16 protein-coding genes and 1 other RNA gene are annotated in these 20,315 nt (G+C 67.2%); 5 read left to right on the top strand and 12 right to left on the bottom strand.

Annotated features, from left to right (window positions below; genetic code table 11):
• The first annotated feature begins 443 nt into the window (after positions 1–443).
• Together ABGB08_RS46870 and ABGB08_RS46865 are read left to right on the top strand one after the other, a co-directional pair.
• A complete protein-coding gene (locus ABGB08_RS46870; protein WP_347604476.1) occupies positions 444–1,184 on the top strand; it encodes a hypothetical protein in 741 nt (246 codons plus the stop codon).
• A gap of 99 nt (positions 1,185–1,283) precedes the next feature.
• The gene (locus ABGB08_RS46865; protein WP_347604473.1) at positions 1,284–2,222 is read left to right on the top strand and encodes a GNAT family N-acetyltransferase; all 939 of its coding nucleotides are present in this window, start codon (positions 1,284–1,286) and stop codon (positions 2,220–2,222) included.
• Between the two features lie 136 nt (positions 2,223–2,358).
• Here ABGB08_RS46865 and ABGB08_RS46860 read toward each other — a convergent pair whose 3' ends face one another.
• From ABGB08_RS46860 to ftsE, 7 genes are all read right to left on the bottom strand, one after another.
• Positions 2,359–3,474, bottom strand: coding sequence for a hypothetical protein (locus ABGB08_RS46860; RefSeq protein ID WP_347604470.1), 1,116 nt, complete (start codon positions 3,472–3,474; stop codon positions 2,359–2,361).
• Positions 3,471–4,844, bottom strand: a complete 1,374-nt coding sequence (locus tag ABGB08_RS46855) for a hypothetical protein (RefSeq protein WP_347604467.1) — start codon at positions 4,842–4,844, stop codon at positions 3,471–3,473. Before ABGB08_RS46855 ends, ABGB08_RS46860 begins: the two co-directional genes overlap by 4 nt.
• 769 nt (positions 4,845–5,613) lie before the next feature.
• Positions 5,614–6,002, bottom strand: a transfer-messenger RNA (tmRNA) gene (ssrA, locus tag ABGB08_RS46850).
• 389 nt (positions 6,003–6,391) lie between these two features.
• The gene (locus ABGB08_RS46845; RefSeq protein ID WP_347604464.1) at positions 6,392–8,266 is read right to left on the bottom strand and encodes a penicillin-binding transpeptidase domain-containing protein; all 1,875 of its coding nucleotides are present in this window, start codon (positions 8,264–8,266) and stop codon (positions 6,392–6,394) included.
• Between the two features lie 3 nt (positions 8,267–8,269).
• Positions 8,270–8,752, bottom strand: a complete 483-nt coding sequence (gene smpB / locus ABGB08_RS46840; RefSeq protein WP_155351806.1) for an SsrA-binding protein SmpB — start codon at positions 8,750–8,752, stop codon at positions 8,270–8,272.
• Between the two features lie 23 nt (positions 8,753–8,775).
• Positions 8,776–9,675 (bottom strand): permease-like cell division protein FtsX, encoded by a 900-nt coding sequence (gene ftsX, locus ABGB08_RS46835; protein ID WP_347604460.1) that lies wholly within the window; start codon positions 9,673–9,675, stop codon positions 8,776–8,778.
• 11 nt (positions 9,676–9,686) lie between these two features.
• Entirely contained in the window at positions 9,687–10,376 is a 690-nt protein-coding gene (gene ftsE, locus ABGB08_RS46830; protein WP_155361691.1) for a cell division ATP-binding protein FtsE, read from the bottom strand.
• 155 nt (positions 10,377–10,531) lie between these two features.
• On the opposite strand from ftsE, the gene ABGB08_RS46825 reads away from it, so the two are divergent.
• A complete protein-coding gene (locus tag ABGB08_RS46825; protein WP_246269238.1) occupies positions 10,532–10,732 on the top strand; it encodes a hypothetical protein in 201 nt (66 codons plus the stop codon).
• Here the strand turns inward: ABGB08_RS46825 and prfB are convergent.
• Positions 10,723–11,838, bottom strand: a complete 1,116-nt coding sequence (prfB, locus tag ABGB08_RS46820) for a peptide chain release factor 2 (protein WP_347604456.1) — start codon at positions 11,836–11,838, stop codon at positions 10,723–10,725. The genes ABGB08_RS46825 and prfB overlap by 10 nt on opposite strands.
• 71 nt (positions 11,839–11,909) lie before the next feature.
• On the opposite strand from prfB, the gene ABGB08_RS46815 reads away from it, so the two are divergent.
• Complete coding sequence (locus ABGB08_RS46815) at positions 11,910–12,920, top strand: hypothetical protein (protein ID WP_347604453.1); 1,011 nt, start codon at positions 11,910–11,912, stop codon at positions 12,918–12,920.
• Between the two features lie 3 nt (positions 12,921–12,923).
• Here ABGB08_RS46815 and ABGB08_RS46810 read toward each other — a convergent pair whose 3' ends face one another.
• From ABGB08_RS46810 to ABGB08_RS46795, 4 genes are all read right to left on the bottom strand, one after another.
• Entirely contained in the window at positions 12,924–17,774 is a 4,851-nt protein-coding gene (locus ABGB08_RS46810) for an NAD-glutamate dehydrogenase (RefSeq protein WP_347604450.1), read from the bottom strand.
• Positions 17,775–17,804: 30 nt separating this feature from the next.
• Positions 17,805–18,602 (bottom strand): tryptophan 2,3-dioxygenase family protein, encoded by a 798-nt coding sequence (locus tag ABGB08_RS46805; RefSeq protein ID WP_155351800.1) that lies wholly within the window; start codon positions 18,600–18,602, stop codon positions 17,805–17,807.
• Between the two features lie 207 nt (positions 18,603–18,809).
• Positions 18,810–19,010, bottom strand: a complete 201-nt coding sequence (locus ABGB08_RS46800; protein ID WP_155351799.1) for a zf-HC2 domain-containing protein — start codon at positions 19,008–19,010, stop codon at positions 18,810–18,812.
• A 21-nt stretch (positions 19,011–19,031) separates the two neighbouring features.
• On the bottom strand, positions 19,032–19,601 hold the full coding sequence (locus tag ABGB08_RS46795) for a sigma-70 family RNA polymerase sigma factor (RefSeq protein ID WP_155351798.1): 570 nt from the start codon (positions 19,599–19,601) through the stop codon (positions 19,032–19,034).
• A 116-nt stretch (positions 19,602–19,717) separates the two neighbouring features.
• On the opposite strand from ABGB08_RS46795, the gene ABGB08_RS46790 reads away from it, so the two are divergent.
• Positions 19,718–20,308 carry a DUF4142 domain-containing protein gene (locus ABGB08_RS46790; protein WP_155361697.1) on the top strand — a complete coding sequence of 197 codons (591 nt, stop codon included), beginning with the start codon at positions 19,718–19,720 and terminating at the stop codon, positions 20,306–20,308.
• The last annotated feature ends 7 nt before the right edge of the window (positions 20,309–20,315 follow it).

Below are 20,315 nucleotides of genomic sequence, written 5' to 3'. Positions count from 1 at the left end.
ACCGGCCACGCACGTCACGGTGGAGACAGATCTCGGACACTGATCTGGCTACGCCCTCGGCATCACCTCATCCGAACCTCCACATCGACGTAGCTACTCATCACGAGCGGCCTCATGCCGCAACGCACTTGAGAGGTGTCCGATCGATCTGGTTGCTGGAAGCCTGAAGAACTCCCATCATCCCAGCTCGCAGGGCACCTCTCCCCATTTCACAACATTCGCATCAGATTCGGCTCGGTGGATCCAGGCTCAGGCAGATGACGGTGCTCAGCGCGGTGATGCGCCGGTTGTTCTCCAGGAACATCGGGGGCAACAGGCACTGGGTACTCACTCCTGGTCACCGCGATCCGCCAAGTCCTCCCCACGCCGTTGACTACATCCTCAGGTGAAGATGAGTACGACAGCGGTGTCGCGAGCAGGCACCCCAAAAGATCATTGTTCCCATGAAATGGTGGATTTTCCTTGTATCGCTGGCTTTCGCGATCTTTGCCGCTTGGCTGACCTTCCATACCGGGGTCGCCCCCAGCACCCTGCTCGCCGTGCTGGTCGGTGCCATCAGCCTGATCTGGCTGCTCGTCCTGTTGACCGTGCCGTGGAACCTCTACTTCTCCGCCCGAAGCGTGATCCACGAGGCCCACCTGTCCCGAGAGCGTGGCATCGAAGTCCCCCAGGCCCGCGAGGACGAGGCAGCCGAGATCGCCCGCCGGATGCTCCGGTTCGCCGTGGCCGGGCACATCGTCTCCGCCGCCGTCATCGCGGTGATCACGTTCTTCTCCGGCGCCCAGGTCGGCTACTACTTCGCGGGCTTCTACCTGCTGGCCACCGCCTTCCGCCCCGCCGGGTCGTACATGTCCCATCTGCGGGAACGTGTCAGCACCCTGATGCAGGAGCTCCACTACCCCCGCGAAGACGTCGCCACGCTCCGCGCCCAGATCACCGACCTCACCGAGGCACGCACCAAACTCGACGACACGGTCCGCGATCTCGACGAGAAACTCAACCAGACCCGAGCGGAACTGACGGCCCTCCAGGTCGCCACGGAAACCGGCGACCACGACCTGAACCGCCGCATCACCCAGATGACCCGCCGCTTCGACGAAACCGTCGACGGCCTGAGCGACAATCAGGAGCTGATCACCGGCCTGAAGGCATTCCTCCGCCTCGTCCGCTCCAACCCCACCTGACAAACAGCACGCAGTGTGCATGGGCGTCCACGTGCAGGCCACGCTAGTAGGTCGTAAACCAGTGGCATTGATTCTTATGCCGCTGGTAGCTTCCGGCCCATGGTTCTGCCCGCCGGGTACGGCTTCCGCGCGCCAACGCTGGACGATCTCGATGCGGTAGCGGATGTGCTCATCGCCGATGATCCTGGTGAGATCGAGCAGAGCATTCTGGGCGCCGGTTTCGTGAAAGAAGAGTGGAACCGAGGGGATTTTAACCTGGCGACCGACGCATGGATAGTTCTCGATAGTGCTGGAACGGTTGTCGGTTACGCGCACGCCATGCTCGGAGAGCGCGGTGTCGTCAGATCATGGGGGGCCGTCCACCCCACGCACCGGGCACGGGGCATCGGTTCGTCGCTATTGAACAAGATCGAGGAACGAGCTCGCGAACTGCTGGCCGAACTCCCCTCCGGCCGCTTCCGCCACTCGATCAACGCCACAGACCACGCCGCCGCAGCACTGCTCCAAACCCGAGGCCTCCGCCCGGTCCGCCACTTCTGGTACATGCGAATCAACCTGGCCGAATCGATCGAGCCAGGCCCAGCACCGGAGGGAATCGAAATCATCGGGCTCAAGCCCTCAGACGATCTCATCGCCATCCACACCGTCCTGCAAGGGGCATTCGCCGCCGACTGGGGCTACCACCCAGAGCCATTCGATCTATGGGCCGAGGAAGCAGTAAGCAGCCCCAGCCACGACCCAACTCTCTGGCTCGTGGCATCCGACAATGGACAACCCGTCGGCGCCCTCACCGCACATATCGACGGCAACCGCGGCTGGGTGACCGAGGTCGGCGTCCTCCCGACCCACCGAGGACGCGGAATCGCAGCGCACCTCCTCCGCCGCTCATTCGCCACATTCGCCCACCGCCACCTCCACGACGCGATGCTGAATGTCGATTCGGAGAACCCCACAGGAGCACTCGCACTATACGAACGTGCGGGCATGCAGATCGCCTGGCGCTGGGACTTATGGGAGCGCTCAATCTCTCCGGCGTGACGTTCCCCTGCTCACTCACCAGGACAACATCTACCGGGTCAGCGCCACGCGTGACCGACGAGGGCCAAGGCTCAGCAAGGTGCAACAGCGGCAACCCGTGACCCGCGGCACAACACGAAACGTGCCACCGGGGGGGTCACCGTCTGGCCTTGCGGTAGGCATCCATGATGTCCTGCCGCAGCAGGTGCCCGAAGCCGGCCCGCTCCAGGCGCAACCCGAGCCCGGCCACGTCGGTGCCGAGCGCCTCCGCCGTACTGGGCAGATGCCAGTCGTGCTCGGCCAGCTGGTCGAGCAGGTACCCGCGTCGGCTCTGCGCCTCGGACAGCCGGAAGGTCTTCAGATACGCCAGCCGCCCCTCGTCGTCCGTGATCGTCTCGCTGAGGTGGTTCTCCCGCTGCCGCTCGAAGGACGGCAGCCACCGCCGCAGCGTGTACCGCCCGAGCCGGTACACCACCTGCCCCCGTTCCGTGGAGGTCAGCAGTCCCTCCGTCATGACCGAATCATGAAACTCGGCCCACTCCCGTTCCCGCCGCACGGCCTGAGCCCGCAGGTCGGCCAGCGAGGACACCGTGGTCGCGTCGATCGTCGCGATGAAGTCCCTGGCGGGATAGAAGAGTGCGTACTCGTAGATCAGCTCGCCGTACAAGTCGCGGATCAGCGTGGGATGCAGAGCCTGGTAGTCCTCCGGATGCGGCACGACGAACGCGCTGGCCAGCGTGTCCGCGACGTAGAGCAGCAGACCGCACTGTCCCGGATAGAACTCGAACACGCGCAGCGCGTCGTCGAGATCCTGGATGTCCGCGCCGCTGTAGGCGGCCTCGATCCGGGGCGAGAGGCCATGCGAAAGCGCCCGCTGTGTCCACTCCTCCCAGGCGATCGAAGGACCGCCGAAATGCAGCGCGAGATAACCCTCCAGCGCGAGGTGCAGAGGCAGGAAACGCAGCCGGTCCTTGTCCACCCGCCGCGCCATGCGCCGCCGGGTCCGGATGCCGATGTGCCGCAACGGCTGCCCCAACTGGGTGCCGTACGCTGCCGCCGGCGTGCCGTCCTTGGTCCAGGATGCGACAAAGGCATGCGGAATGTAGGAAATATAGGACGTCTTGTCCGGCAGGGCGACCAGGGACGGCTCGTCGCCGTAGATCTTGGCGTGGAGCCGCAGGTCCCTGATGGGCTCCGGCCGTACGAGCGGCACCATCCGCACCGCACCCCAGGTCTGCGCGGGCCGGGTCTCCAGCCCGCTGAAGTCGATCATCGCCGTGCCGCCCGATCCGCCAGATACGCCTTCAATTCGGCCAGCCCCGTACGGCCCTCCGCGAACGAGGCCAATTCCACCAGAGCAGGCAGATCCTCCGCGTCCCGAATCCCCGCCGTCGGCACCATCGGCGACAACCGCCGCACCTCGAACCGCTCCGCGTCATAGACCGGATTCAGATGCACCATGCTGACCTCCTTCCCCGGATCGAGCTTGCGCCGCCAGACCCGCAGCACCTCCGCGGCCAGTCCTGGCGGCGCGTTGTCCCACCCGTCCGAGATGATGACGAGCCGCTCCGGCCTCAACTCCAGGGCGTCGATGATCCGCTGCCCCAGCCCCGTCGGCCCCACCGGCCGCGCCCGCAGCGGATCGGACCGGCCCGACAGCCACAATGCCTGGTAGTTCCCGGCCAGCACCCCCAGCAGGTAGTGGCAGCCCAGCGCGACCGCCAGCGGCCGCCGCCGCTTCACCGGCGATCCGTAGGAGGAGAAACTGTCATCCAGAACCGCGACGACATCCCCCCACGTCCCCGCGTGCGCCCCCGCCGCTCGAGCCGCCGACGCCCGCAGCGCCGCCTCGATGTCGGCTCCTCGCTTCGCCGCCGGCAGCGCCAGCGCGTAGGAGGCCAGCCTGACCAGCGGCATGGCAGCCAGATCAGCCTGCGTGTCCACACCCTTCCGCCGCGCCGACTCCGTCAACCGCAACCGCTCCAGCCGGGTCAGCCGAGGCGTGATCCGCTCCAGGAAGACCGCACGACTGATCCCCCGCCGGGCCGCGAAACCCTCCGCCACCGTGTACGGCAGTTCGTACAACGCCGCGCTCTCGTAGTGAGCCCGCCGCCACACCTCAAGGATCTCGGTCTCGAACCGAGCCCTCCGCCGAGGCGCGAACAGAAAATCCCCCAGTTCCCCCTCCAGCCGCAGATGCGCATGGCGCACCGCCGCCTTCACCCCCGCCCGATACTTGACCGCGTCGAACGCGAGATCCGCCCGCCCACCCAGCCAGTCCCGCACGATCGCCCGGGTCCGCCGGTTGTTGACCCCATCCCGCCGCAACTCCTGAAAGAGCCGATACACCCTGCCCGGCCGCATCCGCCCCAACCGCCAGGCGACCAGCCCACCATCAACCGGCCCCCGCTCCCGCAGCACGTTACGAATGATCATCGCCGCATTATGATCATTGATGTCCAAGGCCAGCATCGCCGCATAGACATCCGGATAATTCCCTTGCACATACTGGTGCAGAAACCCCAGCGAGAACCGCTGCTCCGCCCCCGTCCCATGGAACTCCCGCTGCCCCGTCGCCGCAATCGCCGCATTAGCGAAAAGAAGCACATCCTCGCACTCGATCAGGTCAGCGTAGCTCTCCATCAACCATCCCCTGGTAGCGCCCGACCGGCCGGGGAATGATGGCACGAACTGCGAAGCATCGCTTCAGAGGCGGTTTCCGGAAGTCACACCGAAGTCCCACGGCCGGTCTACGCCAAAACGCTACCAACACCCCAAACCCCACGCCATCCAATAACGACCCACCCCCAGCACACGGTTGTCGTGGTTGAGTAGGTGAGCATTGGCTTTGTACGAATTGGCTAAGGTCTGCTGGTGTAGGACTTCCTTTGGGGGCAAGCAACCTCAGGGGACGTAGGAGACTGCGCCCCCCGCACGAAACGCCAGCCACCAACCGGTGGTTCTCCCACCCACCCAGCCCTCTGTTTTTCCTCGGGCTCCGCCCGCCCCCGCCAGCACCGTGGTCGCCCGAATAGGCGGCAGCTCGATCCCGTGGTTCTCCCACCCACCCAGCCCTTTTGGTTTCCCCCGGGCTCTGCCCGGCCCCGCCACCGCCGTGGCATCCACCATCTCAGGTGTGGTGGAGGAATCTCAGGTGCGGTGGAGGACAAGTTGGGTTCACACCGGAATGCATGAAAGATCGCCCCCATATAACGCAAAACGGCTTCCAACCAAGCAGCCCGCCGCCGAGCGGAACCAATACTTGCTTACCCGAACACGGCAACGCGATAGCTCGGGGGGCGTGGGGGGCTCGGCCCCCCACACCGGGGGGCTCGGGGGGTCGTCCCCCCGTATGAAACCGAAACGACCCTGGGGAGAAAGCCCAAAGGGCTTCCGACCAGGGTCGTCCCATTCGTGGAGGTGGCGGGAATCGAACCCGCGTCCTTCGGCACCGAGCCAGGGCTTCTCCGGGCGCAGCCTGTTGTGAGTTTCTCAGCCCCGGCGATCTCACAGGCGAGTCGCCGACGGGCTCAGTCGCTGTTTGGTTTCCCTATTGGCCCCGCGACCGGGTCAAGAGGTTTAGCCTCCTAGCGATGCCAGGTCCCGGGCCGGAGGCGGTCCCGGGCTGACACGGCTTAGCTCGGCTGCTTAGGCAGCGAGAGCCAGCGTACGCTGGCTAGCCGGAGTGCTCGTGTTATCGGCACTTATTGGTTTGCGGTCACAGTGTTAACGAGGTTATGTCCGCCGTCCTCGGCCCGCTTCCCCTGCCTTGAAATGTCGAAGTCGAAACCGGTCACCCCCCTGTGGAATTGTCAACCCCGGCCCCGCCGGAGCGGAGACAGGCAACGCAACCTTACAGCCGTCAACGCCATCATGCGAACCGGTATTCCAGCAGCGCGCGAGGCCCCTGGAACCCATAAGCCCCAGAAGCAGCAAGCCCCGGCACCCATAAGCCCCAGAACAGCGGGCCCTCAGAACCCGTAAGTCCCAGGAGCAGCAGACTCCTGAAACAACACCGTAAGCCCCCGGAAGCAGCAGGCTTCCGGGGGCCGACCGGCAGGGTCGAGCCGGTCCGGACAGCAGGGCTCCCCCCGAGATGGAGCCCTGGTCGTTGACCGGGTCCGCAACCCCCCAAGCGGAACCCGGTCACTTGAGAAGACGCAGGTGAGGGCCGGGATGGTTGCCCGGGGTCAGAAATCTTTTCTGGTGCCGCTGAAGAAGGCGCCGGCCACGGAGGAGGCGCCCGCCGGGTCGGCGCCCCGCATCATGACGGCGACGGCGACGTCGCCCTGCCAGCCGACGAACCAGGAGAGCTGGCTGCGTTCCTTCTTCTCGACGTAGGTGACCGTGGACGCCACGCCGTACACGGGATCGCCGGGGGCGGCGGCGGCGCGGGCCGAGCCGGTGGCGACGCCGGCGCGCATGAGGGAGCGGAGTTCGGCGGCGATGCCGGCGTCGAGGGGGCGGGGCGCGGGCGGCTTGGGGATGGTCTCGGGGGTGGGGTCGGGGGACGAGGGGGCGGTGACCAGGGTGGGCGGGTGCCAGGTCCCGGCCCGTACGGCCCCCGCCACCAGCGCCATCGCCAGCGGGCTGACGCGCACGCTGGAACCCGCGATGATCTTGGCACGGGCGGCGTCGGTGGTCCCGGCGGGGACGGTTCCGCTGAAGCTGCTGAGGGGCAGGCCCCAGGGCGCGCCGATGCCGAAAGCGGCGGCGCTGTCAGCGAGGGCGCCCTCGTCCACGCGGCGGGCCATCGAAGCCAGCGCGGTCACGCAGCCGTGCGCGAAGTCGGCCTCGAAGGTGGGCGCGGAGGAGGTGACGCCGGTCTGCTGGAAGCGGGCGCCGCCGACGGTGCGGTCGGCCGTGCAGGGGATCTTCTGGCCGACGTCCAGACCGGCTTTGAGCAGGGCTTCGGTGGCGATGATGGAGAAGGTGGTGCCGGCGGGGAACTTGCCGGCCAGCGCGTCCTTCTCCTGGTTCAGGTCCTTGGTGGAGACGGCGAGCACCTGGCCGGTGGGAGCGTCCACGGCGACCAGCGCGACCGGCTGGGTCCCCGCCACGGCCAGGTCGGCGGCGCGCTGCAGGCGGGAGTCGATCGTGGTGCGGACGGGGGTGTTCTTGCGGCCGGGCCAGGATTTGAGCTCCTTGACGGTCTCCCAGGTCTTGGTGTCCAGCACGATGACGCGGGTCTCGGTGGAGCCGGTGAGCTGGTCCTGGTAGGCGCGCTGCAGGCCATCCCGGCCGACGGTGTCGCCGGCCCGCTGCGGGCCGCCGAGCTGCTGCTCGCTCTCGGCGGTGACGGCGCTGACCCGGCCGACGATCTGCACGGGCGACTTGGGCGCCACCGGCGGTTTGACGTCGACGATCTGGAGCCCGTCGATGCGATCGAGCTGGGTCTTGATCTGGTTGAACTTGGCGCGGCCGAAGGTGGCCAGCGGGACCGCGTCGGTGGGCGGGGCGGACAGGATCCGGCTGAGCAGCCGGTCCTGGGCGAAACCGGTCACCTTCGCGAGTTCCTGGCAGAGCCGGGCGGGGTCGGACAGCTGGACCGGGATCACCTGGGCGACATACTGCGTGTCCTCGTCCTGGAGGGTGTCGCCGAACCTGTCGATGATGGGCTGGCGGCCCTGCGGGTCCACCTTGACCGCCAGGCGCTGGCCTTCGTGCAGGTCGGGGTGGATGACGCTGGGCGACCAGCGGACCTTCCAGCGGCCGTCGACCAGGTGCAGCGGCAGCATGCTGTCGTAGGTCCACAGCGGGTTGTTCTCCCCGAGGTCCACCTCGGCCTGGAAGCTGGCCTTGGCGGTGTCGCCGTCCCGGGTGATGGAGAGCAGCTTGAAGCGAAGCGAGGCGGCGTCCAGGTGCAGGCCGGCGTCGCCGAGCGCCTTGCGGACCGAGGCCTCGTCCGCGTCGGCGCGGCGGGCGGCCATGGCGAAGTCGCCGCTCTCCCAGCCGACGAGGAAGTCGCGGATCGCCTCGTGGGGGGCGGGCTCCTCGAAGCAGGCGGTCAGCGTGGGGACGAGCAGCCCTAACGCCAGCGCGAGCCGGACACGACGAGGAGCCACGGCCTAGCGGCCCCCCTTGCGCCGGACCGCGTTGGACAGGGCGCGGGACATCTCGCGATTGTCCTGCTTCTCCCGCAGGGTCTGACGCTTGTCGTAGTCCTTCTTACCCCGGCCGATGCCGACCTCGATCTTGGCGCGGCCGTCCTTGAAGTACAGGGCGAGCGGCACCAGGGTCAGGCCGCGCTCCTTGAGGGTGGCCTCGATCTTGCCGATCTCCTTGCGGTGCAGCAGCAGCTTGCGCTTGCGCCGCGCGGCGTGGTTGGTCCAGGTGCCCTGGCTGTACTCGGGGATGTACACGTTGTACAGCCACGTCTCATAGTTCTCGACGGTGGCGTAGCCGTCGGTCAGGTTGGCCTTGCCCGCCCGCAGGGACTTGACCTCGGTGCCGGTCAGGACCAGACCGGCCTCGTAGGTGTCCTCGATGAAATAGTCGTGGCGGGCACGCTTGTTCTGGGCGATGACCTTGCGCCCGGTCTCACGTGGCATGGCAGAGAGCCTACCGGCGCTCGTCACACACGCAGATAACGGCGGAGTGTGATGAACGAGGCGAGGATGCAGATGAGCACGCCGACGGCCATGGTTCCGGTGATGACCGCGGCCACCGTGTCCCAGCCCAGCGGCACCGCCATGTAGGTCTGGATGCCCTCGAACAGCGCCACCTTGGTGATGATCAGCAGCACCGCCGCGAACACGCCGCCGATCAGGCCGGCGATCACGCCTTCCAGCACGAACGGCAGCTGGATGTAGACGTTGGAGGCGCCGACCAGGCGCATGATGCCGGTCTCCCGGCGCCGGTTGTACGCCGAGAGCCGGACCGTGTTGCCGATCAGCAGGGTGGCCGCGCAGACCATCAGGAAGGCCACGCCGAGCGCCATGGCCTGGAGCCGGTTCATGAAGCCGAAGTAGCTGTCCAGCAGGTCACGCTCGTTGATGATGTTGGAGACACCGGTCTGGCCCTCGATGCTCTGGGTGATCGCGGCCGTCTTCTCCGGATCCTTGAGCTTGACCCGGAACGACTCCGGCATGTCCTCGACCTTGACGATGGAGGAGAGCGTGCGGTTGTTCTCGGAGAGCTTGAAGTTCTCCAGCGCCTTGGCCGAGTCCTCGAACACGACGGAGTCGACCTCCGGCATCGACTTGATCGTCGTCTCCAGGGCGACCTTCTGCTCCCGGCTGATCGCGCCAGACTCGCGGCAGGCGGGGAACGGGGAGTCCTTCCCGCACAGGTAGACCGAGAGTTCGACCTTGTCGGTCCAGTAGCCGGTCATGGAGGTGACCTGAGAGTTGATCATCAGCCCCACGCCCAGCAGCGCCATGCCGACGGCGACGGTCACGATCACCGCGATGGTCATCGTGAGGTTGCGCCGGAGCCCGATCCAGACTTCGGAGAAGATGAAATTCGCCCGCATGCTTCCTTCTTCTAGTACGCCTGGCCGTAGACACCCCGCGACTGGTCGCGGACGATCTTGCCATCCTCCAGCTCCACCACACGCTTGCGCATGGAGTCGACGATCGCCGCGTCGTGCGTGGCCATGAGCACGGTGGTGCCGGTCCTGTTGATGCGGTCGAGCACCTTCATGATGCCGATGCTCGTCGCGGGGTCGATGTTTCCGGTCGGCTCGTCGGCCAGCAGGATCATCGGACGGTTGACGAAGGCCCGCGCCATGGCGACCCGCTGCTGCTCGCCGCCGGAGAGCTCGTCGGGCATGCGGTGCGCCTTCCCCTCCAGGCCCACCAGCTCGATCACCTCGGGCACCACCTTGCGGATGAACCGCCGGGGCTTGCCGATGACCTCGAGCGCGAACGCGACGTTCTCGTAGACGTTCTTGTTCGGCAGCAACCGGAAGTCCTGGAACACGCAGCCGATCCGGCGCCGCAGGTGCGGCACCTTGAAGTTGGAGAGTTTGGCCAAGTCCTTGCCGGCGACATGGATGGCGCCGGAGTTGGGCCGCTCCTCCTTGAGCACCAGTCGGAGGAACGTGGACTTCCCCGATCCGGAAGGTCCCACGAGAAATACGAACTCGCCCTTGTCCACATCCACGGATACGTGGTCGAGAGCAGGGCGGTTCTGGTTCTGGTAGACCTTGGTCACATTATCAAAATGGATCACGGGCGCATCACGGCATGCCAGTCTAGGGGGCGAGGGACGTCCAGCCCGGGGGGCGCCGGTCTCTTTGCGCTAGATCGACGTTCCGGTTGGCCAGAGCTCAGTCTAGGGGTAACACTGGCATGGAACGTCCATAACGGAAACAAAACGATTAGGGCATGGGTAAAGCTGCGATGAGCTGCGAACACTTGATCTGCGCCGCGTGCGCCCAACCCGTTGTCGAAGGCCGCTGCCCGGCCTGCCGCAACGCCCGCGAGAAGTTCCACCACCACGGATTCCCGCTCTCCTCCCCGGTTTTCCTGGGTCTTCTGGTGGTACTGATCCTCGCCTTGACCGCGCTGAAGCTGTACTACTCCTGACCGGCCTCGGCCCGCCGCATCCAGCGGATCTCGCCCTCGATGAACTCGTCGAGGTCGCCGTCGAGCACGGCGGTGGGGTTCCCGGCCTCCACCCCGGTCCGCAGATCCTTGACGATCTGGTACGGATGCAGCACGTAGTTGCGAATCTGCGTGCCCCAGGACGTGGTGCTCTCGCCGCGCAACTCGTTCATGGTCGCGGCCTCCTCCTGGCGCTTGCGCTCCAGCAGCTTGGCCTGGAGCACGGTCATCGCGGAGGCGCGGTTCTGCAGCTGGGAGCGCTCGTTCTGGCAGGAGACCACGATCCCGGTCGGCAGGTGGGTGATCCGCACCGCCGAGTCGGTGGTGTTGACGCCCTGCCCGCCGGGGCCCGATGACCGGTAGACGTCGATGCGAAGATCGTCCTCGTTGATGTCGATGTGGTCGGTCTGCTCGACGACGGGGACCACGTCCACGCCCGCGAACGAGGTCTGCCGGCGGCCCTGGTTGTCGAACGGGCTGATCCGGACCAGGCGGTGGGTGCCGTGCTCGCCGCGGAGCGTGCCGTACGCATAGGGCGCCTTGACGGTGAAGGTGGCCGACTTGATGCCCGCCTCCTCCGCGTAGGAGGTGTCGTAAACCTCCGTGGGGAAACCTTTACGCTCGGCCCAGCGCTGGTACATCCGGAGCAGCATCTGCGCCCAGTCGGCCGCGTCCACGCCGCCGGCCTGGGAGTTGATGGTGATGAGCGCCTCACGCGCGTCGTACTCACCCGACAGCAGGGTGCGCACTTCCAGCGCACCGATGTCGTTGCGCAGCGAGGCCAGCTCGCGGTCGGCCTCGGCGAGGGTGTCGTCGTCACCCTCCTCGGCGGCCAGCTGGTAGAGCACGGTGAGGTCCTCCAGGCGGCTCACCAGGCCTTCCACCCTGTTCACCTCGCCCTGCAGGTGGGAGAGCTTGCTGGTGACCTTCTGCGCGGCCTCGGGGTCGTTCCACAGGTCGGGCGCGGCGGCCTGCTCTCCCAGCTCGGCGATCTGCTTGCGCAGCGCGTCGAGATTGAGCACGTCCTGAATGCTGTTCAGGGTGCCGGTAAGCTCGTTGATCTCTTCGGCTGGGTCGATGGCTGCCACGTCTGTAAAGGGTACGCGAACCTCGGACTGGCTACGATATGGGACCGGTGGCCCGGGGAAGGGGGGAGACGATGCGACGCGCGATCGCCCTCGTTGCCCTTTTCGCGGCCCTGTTTGCGCTCGCCGCCTGCACGTCGGCTCCACCGCCCGCGCCCAAGCCCAGCCCGGTCGCGGCGACGACGTCGGCCGCCCCCGCCCCCCCGGTGGCGCTCACGCTGGAGGACGCCGCCGTCGCCGTCAAGGAACAGCTGGCGGCCGACGACGTGGCCCGGGCGAACGGCGACGAACGCTGGGCGCTGGACCTGGCCAGGGACGGCCAGGATCTGCTCACGATCGCCCAGTACCGGTCCGCCGGAATGAAACCGCCCCGCTACACCTGGGGCAAGCCGACCCTGATCGTCCCCCGGCAGTACGGCAACGCCCCCCTCTGGTTCGCGACCCTCATCGACCGCCGCGAGAAGGGCGAACCCCCCAGAAAAGCGCTGATGGTCTTCGTCAAGCAGGGCGATATCTGGCAGAACAGCTTCGAATCGCTGCTGGAAGCCGACCTGCCCCCGCTGGATTTCGACGAGGACGGCTACGCGACCGCCCTGGACGCCCGCGACCAGAGCATCGCCATCAGCCCCCACCTGATGGGCCCGCTGCACGCCACGATCGCCGAGGAGGGCCGCGCGGGCTACGCCTCCGGCCTGATCGAGCCCGGTCCCCGCACGACCGGCTACTTCGCGGAGATCAAGCGGAACCGGGAGTCGCTGAAGGCGCAGGGCCTGGCGTATGACTCGCTGTTCGCGCTGGCGGTGGGGTTCCCGGTGTACGCGGTCCGTACCAGTGACGGGGGCGGGCTGGTGCTCTACAGCCTGACCAGGACCACGACCTGGACGGCGAAGGTGGAGAACGCCCAGGGCGGGCATCTGGCGATTCCCGAGGAAGCCCGCTGGGCGCTGCTCTCCGCTGTGATCATCAAGGAGCGCCGGATCCTGGAGACCCAGCAGTATGTCGGCTTCATCCCGCCGAAGGACTCCCGGGCGCCCGCCGAGATCGTCGGTTACGACGGCCTGGTGACCAGGGCGAGCGCCACCTGAGTCCTATTGCGGCAGGCTGCTGGTGGCCACCAGCGTTCTGATCGCGCGCAGCGCGACCGAGAGGGTGGCCAGGTCGAAGGTGTCGCTCTCCCAGATCTCCGACAGCGTCTGCCTGGCCCGCGCCACGGCGGCCTCGTTGGCGCGGGTCCAGCGGGCCAGCCGCTCCTCCGGCGGGAGCCCGGGGGTGCTGTGGATGAGCACGTCCCTGGTGAGGCTGGCGTGCGCCGCGTACAAGTCGTCGCGGAGGGCGGAGCGGGCCATCGCGTTCCACCGGCTGTCCCGGGGCAGCGCGATCACCCGTTCCCGCAGCCGGGCCAGCTGGAGCCGCTCGGCCAGGTCGAAGTAGACCTCGGCCACCTCGTTCACCGGCCGCTTGGTGAGCGTGGCGATCTCCACCAGGTCGAAGGTGGAGTAGGCGGGCACCATCCCGGCCGTGCGCTCGGCCAGCTCGGGCGGCACGCCCCGGGACACGAACGTGTCCCGCCGCTCGTCGAACGCCGCCAGGTCGAGCCCGGCCAGCATCTTCGGCAGGTGCGGCAGCAGCCCGTTGGCCCCCTCCACGAAGAAGCTCACGGTGGAGGCCAGATCCAGCGGCGGCCTGCGGTTCCCGAGCAGCCACCGGGTGCCGCGCTCGGAGAGCTTGCGCCCTTCCAGCAGCATCAGCAGCTGGGTGTCCACGTCCACCTTGCCGTCCAGCGCCTCGACCGCCCGCCGGAAGCCGGCCAGGTCGAAGACCTCCCGCGCCACCAGATAGGCCCGCGCGATGTCCCGCATGGACGCCCCGGTCTCCTCCCCGAACCGGAACACGAAGCTCGTCCCGCCGAAGTTGACCACGTCGTTCACCACGCTGGTGGTGATGATCTCCCGCCGCAGCGGGTGCGAGTCCATATATTTCCGGTACGGCTCCCGCAACGCCGACGGAAAATACGACACCAGCCGGTCCTGCAGCGCCGGATCGTCCGGCAGATCCGAGGCCAGCAGCTCCTTGTCCACCACCAGCTTGGTGTAGGCGAGCACCACCGCCAGCTCCGGCTGGGTCAGCCCGAGCCGCGCCTGCCGCCGCTCCGCCAGCGCCTTGTCGGTCGGCAACGACTCCAGCCGCCGGTTGATCAGCCCGGCCCGCTCCATCCGGCGCAGATACCGGGCGTGGATGTGCAGCATCTCCGGCGCCTGCTTGGTGGCCGCCGCCAGCACCACGTTCTGCGCGTAGTTGTCGCGCAGCACCAGCCCGGCGACCTCGTCGGTCATGTCCAGGAAGATCTGGTTGCGCTGCTTGTCGGTCATCTCGCCGTCGCGGACCACCTGGTCGAGCAGGATCTTGATGTTGACCTCGTGGTCGGAGGTGTCCACGCCGGCCGAGTTGTCGATGAAGTCGGTGTTGATCAGCCCGCCGTTGAGCGCGAACTCGATCCTGGCCGCCTGGGTGAAGCCCAGGTTGCCGCCCTCGCCGATCACCTTGCAGCGCAGCTCGCCCGCGTTGACCCGCAGCCCGTCGTTGGCCTTGTCCCCGGCGTCGGCGTTGGATTCGGTGGTGGCCTTGGCGTACGTGCCGATGCCGCCGTTCCACAGCAGGTCCACGGGGGCCTTGAGGATGGCGTTGATCAGGTCGTTCGGGGCCATCGCGGTCACCCCGTCGGGGATGCCGAGCGCGGCCCTGGCCTGGGGGGAGACCGGGATCGACTTGGCCGTGCGCGGCCAGACCCCGCCGCCCGCGGAGATCAGGTCGGACGCGTAGTCCGCCCAGGAGCTGCGGGGCAGCTCGAACAGCCGCCGCCGCTCGGCGAAGGCGCTGGGGCCGGGGTGGGGGTCGATGAAGATGTGGCGGTGGTCGAAGGCGGCCAGCAGGCGGATGTGGGTGGAGAGCAGCATGCCGTTGCCGAACACGTCGCCGGACATGTCGCCGATGCCGGCCACAGTGAAGTCGGTGCTCTGGACGTCCACGCCCATGGTGCGGAAGTGGTACTTCACCGACTCCCAGGCGCCGCGGGCGGTGATGCCCATGGCCTTGTGGTCGTACCCGACGGAACCGCCGGAGGCGAACGCGTCACCGAGCCAGAAGCCGTACTTCGCGGCGACGTCGTTGGCGATGTCGGAGAAGGTGGCGGTGCCCTTGTCGGCGGCCACCACCAGGTAGGTGTCGTCGCCGTCGTGCCTGACCACGTCCTGGGGCGGCACGACCTGGCCGTCGACCAGGTTGTCGGTGAGGTCGAGCAGCCCGGACACGAAGTGCCGGTAGCAGGCGACCCCTTCGGCGAACATCTCGTCCCGCCCACCCGCGGGCGGCTGTTTAACGACAAATCCACCTTTAGACCCAGTGGGCACGATGACGGTATTTTTCACCATCTGGGCTTTGACCAGGCCGAGGATCTCGGTGCGGAAGTCCTCCATCCGGTCCGACCAGCGCAGCCCGCCGCGCGCCACCTTGCCGAACCGCAGGTGCACCCCCTCCACCCGGGGCGAGTACACGAAGACCTCGAACTTCGGCCGCGGCTCCGGCAGCACGCTGATCGCCTGCGGATCGAACTTGAGCGCGAGATAGGGCTTGCGCTTCCCGTCCTCCAGCTGGAAGAAGTTGGTCCGCAGGGTCGCGGTGATCATTTCCAGGTAGGCCCGCAGGATCCGGTCCTCGTCCAATGACGCGACCTCGTCCAGCGAGGCCAGGATCTCCTCGTGCAGCGCGTCGCACAGCTCGGCCCGCACGTCCTCGCCGCGCCGGGGATCCAGCCGCGCCTCGAACACGCGCACCAGCAGCCGGGCCAGCCGCACGTTCCCGGCCAGCACCTTCTCGATGTAGTCCTGGCTGAACGTGGTCCCCGCCTGGCGCAGGTACTTGGCGTAGGCGCGCAGGATCCCGGCCTGCTCCCAGGTCAGCCCGGCGGCCGGCACGAGCGCGTTGAAGCCGTCGTTCTCGACCTCGCCCCGCCAGAGGGCGGCGAAGGCGTCCTGGAAGAGCCGCTTGAAATCATCGCGATCCACGTCCTCGGCCAGGGTGTAGCGCAGCCCGAAGTCGTAGATCCAGGCGTCCTTGGTGGCGGGGTCGTGATCCCGATCCACCTCGTACGGACGCTCGTCCACCACCTCCACGCCCATGCGCTGCAGCAACGGCAGCACGTGGGAGAGCGAGATGGGCCGCCCCAGCCGGTAGACCTTGAACCGGCGCTCACCCTCGCCCGCGCCATACGGCTCGTAGAGGTTCATGCCGATGTCGCCGTCGGAATCCGACAGCTGTTCCAGCCGCCTGAGGTCGGCGACAGCCGTACGCGGCGGGAAATCGGCCTTGTACCCCTCGGGGAAGGCGGCGAGGTAGCGGCGGATGAGGCGGGGAGCCTCCTCCTCCGAGCAGAGTTCGGTGATGGCGGCGGCGAGATCGTCCTCCCAGGAGCGGGTGGTGGCCACGAGCTTGGCCTCCAGCGCGTCCACGTCCACATCGAGGGGAGGCAGCGGTTTGCCGCGTTCGCCCCGGATCGTCACGTGCAGCCGGGCCAGCACGGACTCGCCGATCATCGCGCTGTAGTCGAGCGTGCTGCCGGACAGCGCCTTGAGCAGCAGATCCTGCATCGCCAGCCGGACCTTCGTGGTGTAACGGTCGCGCGGCAGGAAGATCAGGCAGGAGATGTAGCGGCCGTAGTCGTCCCGGCGCAGGAAGAGCTTGACCTGCTTGCGCTCGCGCAGCCGGAGCACGCCCAGCGCGATCGGGACCAGCTCGTCCACCGAGATCTGGAACAGCTCCGAGCGCGGGTAGGTCTCCAGGATCTCGATCATGTCCTTGCCGTCGTGGCCCTCCGGCGGCAGCCCCGCCCGGTCCAGGACCGCGGCCAGCTTGCGGCGCAGCACCGGAATGCGGGAGATCGACTCGTTGTACGCCACATGCGTGAACAACCCGAGGAACCGGCGCTCCCCGATGACCTCGCCGTCGGCGGAGAACAGCTTCACCCCGACGTAGTCGAGGTAGGCCGGCCGGTACACGGTCGCCCGGCTGTTGGCCTTGGTGATGATCAGGACCTGCTTCTCCCTGGCCTTGGCCCGCAGTTCCGGCGGCATGGCGGAGAAGCTGGCGGAACCGGCCTTGTCGGCGCGCAGGATGCCGAGCCCGGTGCCGGGCACGGCGGTGAGCGTGTCGTCGTCCTCCAGCCGGTACTCGCGCGAGCCGAGGAAGGTGAAGTGCCCGTCGGCGAGCCAGCGCAGCAGCTCCAGGCTGTCCTCGACCCCGGCCGGATCTAAGGGCGGCGGGTTGTCGCCCAGGTCCTCGGCCGTCATCAGCGCCAGGGCGCGCATCTTGGCGTAGTCCTCGACCGCGTATCTGACGTCTTCGAGCACCCGGCGCAGATCGGCTTCGAGCTCCTTGAGCACGGCCGGATCGCTCTGCCGGTCGATCTCGATGTGCATCCAGGACTCCACCAGCATCATGCCGGTGACGTCGGCGTCCTCTTCGCCCAGCAGCTTCCCGGTCATGTCCCGGCGCACCCGCAGCTGCGGGTGCACGATCAGGTACGTGCCGAGCTGGTGCCGGTCCAGCTCGGTGGTGACCGAGTCGAGCAGGAACGGCATGTCGTCGGTGACGATCTGGACGACCGAATGTCCCGGATCCCAGCCGTTGTCCTCCAGCGTGGGCGAGAACACGTGCACCCTGGCCCGGCCCTGCGGCCGGGTGACCGCCAGATGGCGGTGCGTCATCGCCGGGCCGCACACGTCCACGGGATCGCGGTCGGCCAGATCCTCGAGGGGAACCTGGCGGTAGTAGGCGCGCAGGAAGCGGAACGCCTCCTCGGGGTCGCCCGTGCCAGGCACCTGCCCGCAGGTCTCGGCGGCCGTGCGGAGCAGATCGTCCATCGCCTCAGCCGTGTCGAGCGGCATCTCGCTACTCACTCCTTTGTGAGGTCGTACTCAAAGCCAGGCTCTCAATTCCCAGAGGAGGGGGAAGAAGTGCAGCCTCGTCCGCCCTCTCAGGTACGGTGCCCCAGAAGAGCCGCCAGTACCAGATTTTGTCCCGATCTGTCGCTCTACCATCTGCACGTGCCGCATCCGCCAGGAAGCGGTCGTCTCGTCGTGGGTGAGCAGATCCTCGGCCAACTGCCAGAGGTCGTCGTGCGACCCCCGGTCCCTGGCCACGATCAGCAGCGAGTCCATGATCTCCGCGTCGGAGACGGGCAGGCCACGCTGGGAGAGGGCGGTGAGGTAAGCATCCCATAGCGACGGCTCCGACAGCCGCCGCCGCAACCGGGCGAGTTCGTCGTCTCGCGCGTCGCGGAGCCGGTCCAGATAGGACGGGTCCTTCGCGCCGGAGAGGAACTCCAGTTCCCGGAACTGCACGGACTGGAACCCGCTCGCCGGGGCCAGCACCGCTCTGAACTCAAGAAAGTCCTGGGGCGTCATCGTCTCCAGGACCTCGACCTGTCCGACCAGGACCCGCTCAACCGCGTGGATCCGCCGGAACAGGTGTCGCGCCCGCCACAGGGCGCCTTCCGTCATCGCGTCCCGCGCCCGCTCCATCTCGTAGAGGAGGAGCTTGAACCAGAGCTCGTAGACCTGGTGCTCAGTGATGAAGAGGAGTTCGTCACTGGCCCCCGACTGGGGACCCTGCAGGTCTAGGAGCTGGGGTAGGCGTAGGTATTCGCCATAGGACAGCCGCGCGCCGTCCTCACCGAAACTACGCGAGGGCGGTACGGCTCTCGCCTCGGACATCCCGAAACTCCTTCGGGGCGCACCCGCCGATCCCCATTGATCAGCAGTCAGGCCGCCACCGACCCGATACTAATGGGAAAGTTGCTATATGGACTGCCACTACGGTCCTAACCAGGCACGACAGTGGGGTGGCAGGCTGATGAGCAGGTTCCCATTAGTCATCCGAAACCGCGCAGGCGTCAACTTAAGGACGGACCAAAAGCCCGACTAAGGACGGACCCGCTGCGACGCGGACTTGACCTCGTTGAGCAGGCCGGGTAACTCGCCGAACTCGTTCAGTTCGATCCGGCACCGTTCGCACGAGACGAGGTGGAGTTCGAAGCCCTGAATGTCTTCGGGGTCCAACACCCCGAGGGCGTATGCCGCCACGTCGTGGTGCGAGGACTCTGGAACCTCATCGGACAACATGAGATTCCCCGAAGACCGACATCAGCTGGCCACTCCCCTCTCTTTCAGGACACCGCGTAGAGCTCGCAAAGCGTAGTAGAGCCTGGACTTCACCGTACCCGGTGGTATCCCCAGTATCTCTGCTGCTTCGCTTACCGTACGGTCCCGTAAGTATGTCTGTTCTATAACTTCCCTGTGATCTGGCGACAAACCGCGCAGGGCGTCGGCGACCACGATGGCCGCCAGCGTCTTGTCGGTCGCGTCGGGTACGGCGACGGTGTCCGCCTCGGGAGGTTCGACCTCCCTGGGCCGGACGCCGCGCCTGCGACGGCCGTCGATCACGATGCGACGCGATACCGTAAGAAGCCAGGCCCACAGGAGCCCTCGTTCCCACGTTAACTTCGCCGCGTTACGCCAGGCGCGCAGAAGCGTCTCTTGAACGACGTCTTCTGCCCACTGCAGGTCGTTGCCTGTCGACTGCCTGACCTGACGGAGCAACGGACCACCGAACTCCTGGTACAACTCCCTGATCAGACGATCATCCCGATCAGGGTCGTCGTCGGGGTCCAGACGCTCGAACCGGGTGTCGAGTTGTCGGCGCACGAGCCACATATTTGCACCTGTCTTTGTGTGATGTACACAACTCCCGTAACTCCAGTCATTTCTGACTATTTGCTGAACCAGCTCCGGGAACCCCGCGTACCTGTCTCCGAAGAGAGGAGGGCGCCATGCGGTTCCGGTTCGGGGAGCTCGTGGTGTTCGGTGTTTTCCTGTTCGCGGCAGCGGTTGCCGTGATCGTGGTGGTCCCGCAGAGTCAAGCGGCGCAACAGGAAGGCTGGACCCAGACGCGTTGGGGCCCGTTGGGTCCCGCCGACAGAGATCTGCTCATCAAGGTGCGGTGGGCCGGGCTCTGGGAGATCCCCGCCGGCCGCTGGGCGCAGGAGCGCTCGACCAACGCGAAGGTCAAGGAAACCGGCGTTCACCTGATGAACGACCATGCACAGCTCGACGAGGACGTCCGCGCGGAAGCGGCCCAACTCGGCGTCCAGCTGCCCGACGAGCCCAACGCCGACCAGCAGCGCTGGCTCGGCGAGCTCTCCAGCCGGACCGGTGCCGAGTTCGATCAGACGTTCGCCGACCGCCTGCGCGCCGCGCACGGCAAGGTCTTCGCGACCATCGCGGCGGTCCGGGCGGGAACCCGCAACGACAAGATCCGCGAATTCGCCTCCAAGGCGAACGCGGTGGTCCTCAAGCACATGACCCTGCTTGAGGAAACAGGTCTTGTGGACTACTCGCAGCTGCCAACCCCTCAGTCTTAGCTAGTCC

It is taken from the genome of Acrocarpospora sp. B8E8 (assembly GCF_039871605.1).
Classification (GTDB): Bacteria; Actinomycetota; Actinomycetes; order Streptosporangiales; family Streptosporangiaceae; genus Acrocarpospora; species Acrocarpospora macrocephala.
This window is presented reverse-complemented; position numbering and strand designations above follow the sequence as displayed.

Bases quoted from the DNA above. Each gene is read 5' to 3' on its own strand.
- ABGB08_RS46870 (WP_347604476.1), top strand. From the start codon at position 444: ATGAAATGGTGGATTTTCCTTGTATCGCTGGCTTTCGCGATCTTTGCC.
- ABGB08_RS46865 (WP_347604473.1), top strand. From the start codon at position 1,284: ATGGTTCTGCCCGCCGGGTACGGCTTCCGCGCGCCAACGCTGGACGAT.
- ABGB08_RS46860 (WP_347604470.1), bottom strand. From the start codon at position 3,474: ATGATCGACTTCAGCGGGCTGGAGACCCGGCCCGCGCAGACCTGGGGT.
- ABGB08_RS46855 (WP_347604467.1), bottom strand. From the start codon at position 4,844: ATGGAGAGCTACGCTGACCTGATCGAGTGCGAGGATGTGCTTCTTTTC.
- smpB (WP_155351806.1), bottom strand. From the start codon at position 8,752: ATGCCACGTGAGACCGGGCGCAAGGTCATCGCCCAGAACAAGCGTGCC.
- ftsX (WP_347604460.1), bottom strand. From the start codon at position 9,675: ATGCGGGCGAATTTCATCTTCTCCGAAGTCTGGATCGGGCTCCGGCGC.
- ABGB08_RS46825 (WP_246269238.1), top strand. From the start codon at position 10,532: ATGGGTAAAGCTGCGATGAGCTGCGAACACTTGATCTGCGCCGCGTGC.
- ABGB08_RS46815 (WP_347604453.1), top strand. From the start codon at position 11,910: ATGCGACGCGCGATCGCCCTCGTTGCCCTTTTCGCGGCCCTGTTTGCG.
- ABGB08_RS46810 (WP_347604450.1), bottom strand. From the start codon at position 17,774: ATGCCGCTCGACACGGCTGAGGCGATGGACGATCTGCTCCGCACGGCC.
- ABGB08_RS46805 (WP_155351800.1), bottom strand. From the start codon at position 18,602: ATGTCCGAGGCGAGAGCCGTACCGCCCTCGCGTAGTTTCGGTGAGGAC.
- ABGB08_RS46800 (WP_155351799.1), bottom strand. From the start codon at position 19,010: ATGTTGTCCGATGAGGTTCCAGAGTCCTCGCACCACGACGTGGCGGCA.
- ABGB08_RS46795 (WP_155351798.1), bottom strand. From the start codon at position 19,601: ATGTGGCTCGTGCGCCGACAACTCGACACCCGGTTCGAGCGTCTGGAC.
- ABGB08_RS46790 (WP_155361697.1), top strand. From the start codon at position 19,718: ATGCGGTTCCGGTTCGGGGAGCTCGTGGTGTTCGGTGTTTTCCTGTTC.